The organism is uncultured Cellulomonas sp., assembly GCF_963527515.1.
GTDB lineage: Bacteria > Actinomycetota > Actinomycetes > Actinomycetales > Cellulomonadaceae > Cellulomonas.
Genome location: NZ_CAURTV010000162.1, coordinates 1 through 5,306 on the forward strand (window position 1 = coordinate 1; position 5,306 = coordinate 5,306).

The 5,306-nt window shown below is 73.9% G+C and carries 4 protein-coding genes; all 4 read left to right on the forward strand.

All coding sequences use genetic code 11. The features are described 5' to 3' along the window. The first annotated feature begins 186 nt into the window (after positions 1-186). Positions 187-687, forward strand: a complete 501-nt coding sequence (locus tag RYN42_RS19535) for a single-stranded DNA-binding protein (RefSeq protein WP_315099085.1) — start codon at positions 187-189, stop codon at positions 685-687. A gap of 160 nt (positions 688-847) precedes the next feature. Next, entirely contained in the window at positions 848-2,530 is a 1,683-nt protein-coding gene (ettA, locus tag RYN42_RS19540; RefSeq protein ID WP_315099087.1) for an energy-dependent translational throttle protein EttA, read from the forward strand. Positions 2,531-2,641: 111 nt separating this feature from the next. Beyond that, positions 2,642-4,501, forward strand: a complete 1,860-nt coding sequence (locus RYN42_RS19545; protein ID WP_315099089.1) for a dynamin family protein — start codon at positions 2,642-2,644, stop codon at positions 4,499-4,501. Continuing rightward, positions 4,498-5,306, forward strand: an 809-nt coding sequence (locus RYN42_RS19550; protein ID WP_315099092.1) for a dynamin family protein, incomplete at its 3' end; no start/stop codon positions are given. The genes RYN42_RS19545 and RYN42_RS19550, both read left to right, overlap by 4 nt.

Sequence of the window (5,306 nt, forward strand, 5' to 3'; positions counted from 1 at the left end):
CGTGCTGGCCGAGCACCGCACGGTGCGCGAGCTCGTCGCGCGCGCTCGCGGCTGAGCCGCCCACAGCCCTCCGTCCGCCGGCGCGCTCCACCGTCCGGCCGTGGTCGCGGCACCGCTCCGGGTCGCGCGCCGACCCTGGTCGCACGAGCCCCGCACCCGCTGGGCGCACCGCACCGGAGGTATCGCATGAGCACGCAGTCCTTGGACCTGACCGTCGTCGGGTGGATCGGCACCGAGGTGCGGATCCACCACGAGTCGGACGGCGGCGTCCCGTTCACCACGTTCCGGCTGGGGAGCACCCGGCGGTGGTTCGACAAGCAGGCGGGGGTCTGGAGGGACGCGCAGACCGAGTGGTTCAACGTCAAGGTGTGGCGCACCACCGCGCTCAACGCCGCCCGGTCGCTGCGCAAGGGCGACCCGGTGATCGTGCAGGGGCAGCTCTCCACCGAGGAGTGGGTGGGCGCGGACGGGCCGCGCACCTCGCTGGTGCTCGACGCGAGCGCGCTCGGCCCCAACCTGGCGTTCGGCAGCAGCCACTTCGCCCGGACGGTCAGCACGGCCGCCGCCCCAGACGGTACCGCGCCGGCGGACGTCACCGGCCTGGAGGAGCTCCCGGACGACGAGGGGGCAGGTCAGGCCCCCGCGCAGGACGAGGAGCCTGAGCTCGCACTGGTCGGAGCCAGGTGATCGCCTAGGCTGGGGGACCGGCAACCCGACGACGCGGCAGGTCGTACCGCGCGCACCCTGTGCTGCGCGGTCGACCGGCCGCCGGGATGCCGGACCGCACAGCCCCGAGACACGCGAGCGCCGGGGCGACCCCACGAGCACCGAGGCGGACGAAGAGCCAGTGGCTGAGTTCATCTACTCCATGTACAAGACGCGCAAGGCGCACGGCGACAAGGTCATCCTCGACGACGTCACCCTGAACTTCCTTCCCGGCGCCAAGATCGGCGTCGTCGGTCCCAACGGTGCCGGCAAGTCGACGATCCTCAAGATCATGGCCGGCCTCGACCAGCCGTCCAACGGCGAGGCCCGGCTGAGCCCCGGGTACACGGTGGGCATCCTCCAGCAGGAGCCGCCGCTGAACGAGAACAAGACGGTGCTCGGCAACGTCGAGGAGGGCGTCGCCGAGATCAAGGGCAAGCTCGACCGCTACAACGAGATCTCCGAGCTGATGTCCCAGCCGGACGCCGACTTCGACGCGCTGCTGGCCGAGATGGGCCAGCTGCAGGAGGCCATCGACGCCGCCGACGCGTGGGACCTCGACGCCCAGCTCGAGCAGGCGATGGACGCGCTGCGCTGCCCTCCGGGGGACGCCGACGTCACGGTGCTGTCGGGCGGTGAGCGCCGCCGGGTGGCCCTGTGCAAGCTGCTGCTGGAGAAGCCGGACCTGCTGCTCCTCGACGAGCCCACCAACCACCTGGACGCGGAGAGCGTGCTCTGGCTGGAGGCCCACCTCAAGGACTACCCGGGCGCCATCCTCGCGGTCACCCACGACCGGTACTTCCTCGACCACGTCGCGGAGTGGATCTGCGAGGTCGACCGCGGCCGGCTGTACCCGTACGAGGGCAACTACTCGACCTACCTGGAGAAGAAGGGCGAGCGGCTCGCCATCCAGGGCAAGAAGGACCTCAAGCTGGCCAAGCGCCTCAAGGACGAGCTGGAGTGGGTGCGGTCCAACGCCAAGGGCCGGCAGACCAAGTCCAAGTCGCGCCTGGCGCGCTACGAGGAGATGGCGGCGGAGGCGGACCGGACCAGGAAGCTGGACTTCGAGGAGATCCAGATCCCGCCCGGCCCGCGCCTGGGCTCGATCGTGCTGGAGGCCAAGAGCCTCGGCAAGGGCTTCGACGGGCGCGTGCTCATCGACGACCTGAGCTTCACGCTGCCGCGCAACGGCATCGTCGGCGTCATCGGCCCCAACGGTGTCGGCAAGACCACGCTGTTCAAGACGATCGTCGGGCTCGAGCCGCTGGACAAGGGCGAGCTCAAGGTCGGCGAGACGGTGTCCATCTCCTACGTCGACCAGTCGCGCGGCGGGATCGACCCCAAGAAGACCCTGTTCGAGGTCGTCTCGGACGGGCTCGACTTCCTCAAGGTGGGCAACGTCGAGATGCCGTCGCGGGCGTACGTCGCGGCGTTCGGCTTCAAGGGCCCGGACCAGCAGAAGCCCGCCGGCGTGCTGTCCGGTGGTGAGCGCAACCGCCTCAACCTCGCGCTCACGCTCAAGCAGGGCGGCAACCTGCTCCTGCTCGACGAGCCCACCAACGACCTGGACGTCGAGACGCTCGGCTCGCTGGAGAACGCTCTGCTCGAGTTCCCCGGCTGCGCCGTGGTGGTCTCGCACGACCGGTGGTTCCTCGACCGGGTGGCGACGCACATCCTGGCCTACGAGGGCACCGAGGACGACCCGGGCAGCTGGTACTGGTTCGAGGGCAACTTCGCCTCCTACGAGGAGAACAAGGTCGAGCGGCTCGGCCCCGACGCGGCCCGCCCGCACCGCGTGACGTACCGCAAGCTGCGTCGCGACTGACCGACCCCCGAGGCCGCCCGTTCCCCAGGGGAGCGGGCGGCCTCGTCGTCGGTGAGCCGCCCGCGACCAGCGCCGATACGCTCGGAGCACCACGGGAGAGGCGGTGCGGCGATGGAGCACGACGAGCTCGTCGGCGCCCTGCTCGCGCTCCGGGGTCGGGTGGCGGACCTGCGCCTGCCGCTCGAGACGGCGACCGCCCCCCGCGCGCGTGCCGACCGCACCCGCGTCCTCGACCAGCTCGACGACTACCTGCTGCCTCGGCTGCGGGACCCGGGCGCCCCGGTGCTCGTGGTGGTCGGTGGCTCGACCGGGGCGGGCAAGTCGACGGTCGTCAACTCGCTGGTCGGCTCCGAGGTCAGCCCGTCGGGGGTGCTGCGACCGACCACCCGCTGGCCGGTGCTCGTCCACCACCCGCTGGACGTGCGCTGGTTCAGCTCCGACCGGGTGCTGCCGTCCCTCACGCGCGCGGACGCGGCCGGGGAGCAGGGCCTCGGTGGGGCGCGGCCCGGTCTGCGCCTGGTCGCGTCCGAGGCGGTGCCCGTCGGTCTGGCGCTGCTGGACGCACCCGACGTGGACTCCGTCGAGGAGGGCAACCGCGTCCTGGCCGCCCAGCTGCTCGGCGCCGCGGACGTATGGCTGTTCGTGACGACCGCGGCCCGGTACGCCGACGCGGTGCCGTGGGAGCTGCTGGCGGACGCGGCGCAGCGGGGGACGCACCTGGCCCTCGTCCTGGACCGGGTCGATCCCGGTGCCGAGACCGCGGTCGGCGACCACCTGCAGCAGATGCTCGCCGACGCGGGGCTGTCCACGGCCACGGTGATCGTGGTGCCGGAGGTCGAGCTCGAGGACGGGCTGCTGCCCGAGCACGCGGTCGGGCCGATCGCCGACTTCCTCACCCGGACCGCCACCGACCCGGCCGTCCGCGCGGCAGCGCTCGCCGAGACGTGGGACGGCGCGGTGGCCGACGTCTCACGCCGCGCGCTCGACCTGGCGACCGCGGCCGACGAGCAGCGTGCCGCCGACGCCCGGCTGCGTGCGGCCGTGACCGCGGCGTACGCCACGGCGTCGGCCCAGATCGCGCACGCGACGTCGGACGGCTCGCTGCTGCGCGGCGAGGTGCTGGCGCGCTGGCAGGACGTGGTCGGGACCAGCGAGTGGTTCCGGTCGCTCGAGCAGGGCGTGTCCCGGCTGCGCGACCGCGTGGTGGGCTTCGTCAAGGGGCGTCGGCCCGCCGAGCCGGCGCTGGTGGAGGCGGTCGCGCACGGGCTGTCCGCCGTGATCCAGGACGCCGCCGAGCAGGCCGCGGACGCGGCACACTCCGACTGGCGGCACGATCCGGCGGGGCGGGCGCTGCTCGACGGGCTGGCCCTGTCCCGAGCGTCGTCGGACCTGCGGGCGAGGACCGCGGAACAGGTGCGCGCGTGGCAGGGCGACGTGCTCGCCCTCGTCGAGTCGGAGGGCGCGGACCGGCGGACCACCGCACGGGCGCTGTCCTACGGGGTCAACGGCCTCGGTGCGGTGCTCATGGTCGCGGTGTTCGCGTCGACCGGAGGGCTCACGGGCGCCGAGGTGGGCATCGTCGGCGGGTCGGCCCTGCTGGCGCAGCGGCTGCTGGAGGCGGTGTTCGGCGACGACGCCGTTCGGCGGCTCACGCTCGAGGCGCAGAGCCGGCTCGCTGCCCGCACGGACGCCCTGCTGGAGGAGGAGTCGTCCCGGTTCACGCGGCAGCTGGACGCCACGGGCGCCGCCGGTCGCGACGGTGACGACCTGCGCGCGTCCGCGGCGGCGGTGAGCTCGGCGATGGCGGCGCGCACCGCGGTGACCGCCTGGGGCGCGGGTGACCTGCCGGCCGGTGGCGCCGGCCACCTGCGGGGGACGGGCGCGGTCGCGCGCTCGGTCACGGTGAGTGACACGCAGGAGGAGCCGGAGCGACTGCGCTGGTGGAACCGCTGGTTCCGGGGCGACGGGTGAGCGCGTCGGCCGGGGGACTGAAGGGACGCGTCGCGGCGCTGGACGAGGCCGTCGGGCTGGCGCGCGGGCGGCTGCCCGACGCCGTGCTGGAGGCCCCCGCCGCGGTCGTGGCCCGCGCGCGCGAGCGCGCGGCGCTGTCCGGGGAGTACACGGTGGTCGCGCTCGCCGGGGCGACCGGGTCGGGCAAGTCGTCCCTGCTCAACGCCCTGGCGGACGCGCACATCGCGGAGCCAGGTGTCCGCCGCCCCACGACGGGCCGGCCGGTCGCCGTGATCGTCCCGACGAAGGGCAGCACCCCCGAGCACGGCGCCGACGAGCTGCTCGACTGGCTGGACGTCCGCGACCGGCACGTGGCGGGTAGCAGGGTCCTGCAGGAGTCGGCCACCGGTCTGGTGCTCCTCGACCTGCCCGACCACGACTCCGTGGTGACCGAGCACCGCACGATCGCGGAGCGCCTCTACGAGCGGGTCGACCTGCTGGTCTGGGTGGTGGACCCGCAGAAGTACGCGGACGCGGCCCTGCACGCCCGTTACCTGCGTGGGCTGGCCGACCACGCCGGCGTCGTGGTGCTCGTGCTCAACCAGGCCGACCGGCTGGATCCCGCACAGCAGCGGGCGATGGTTGCCGACCTGCAGCGCCTTGCCGCGCAGGACGGGCTGGGGGCGTCGCCGGTGCTGGCGGTCAGCGCCTCCACGGGCGCCGGGGTCACCGAGCTGCGGGACCTGCTCGCGCGGGCGGCGCAGCGCCGGCTGGCGGCCACCGAGCGGGTGACGGGCGACGTGCGTCAGGCCGCCCGGGCCCTGGT

What these genes read in the sequence shown, in the direction of transcription:
- RYN42_RS19535 (WP_315099085.1), top strand. Translation starts at nt 187, where the DNA reads ATGAGCACGCAGTCCTTGGACCTGACCGTCGTCGGGTGGATCGGCACC.
- RYN42_RS19545 (WP_315099089.1), top strand. Translation starts at nt 2,642, where the DNA reads ATGGAGCACGACGAGCTCGTCGGCGCCCTGCTCGCGCTCCGGGGTCGG.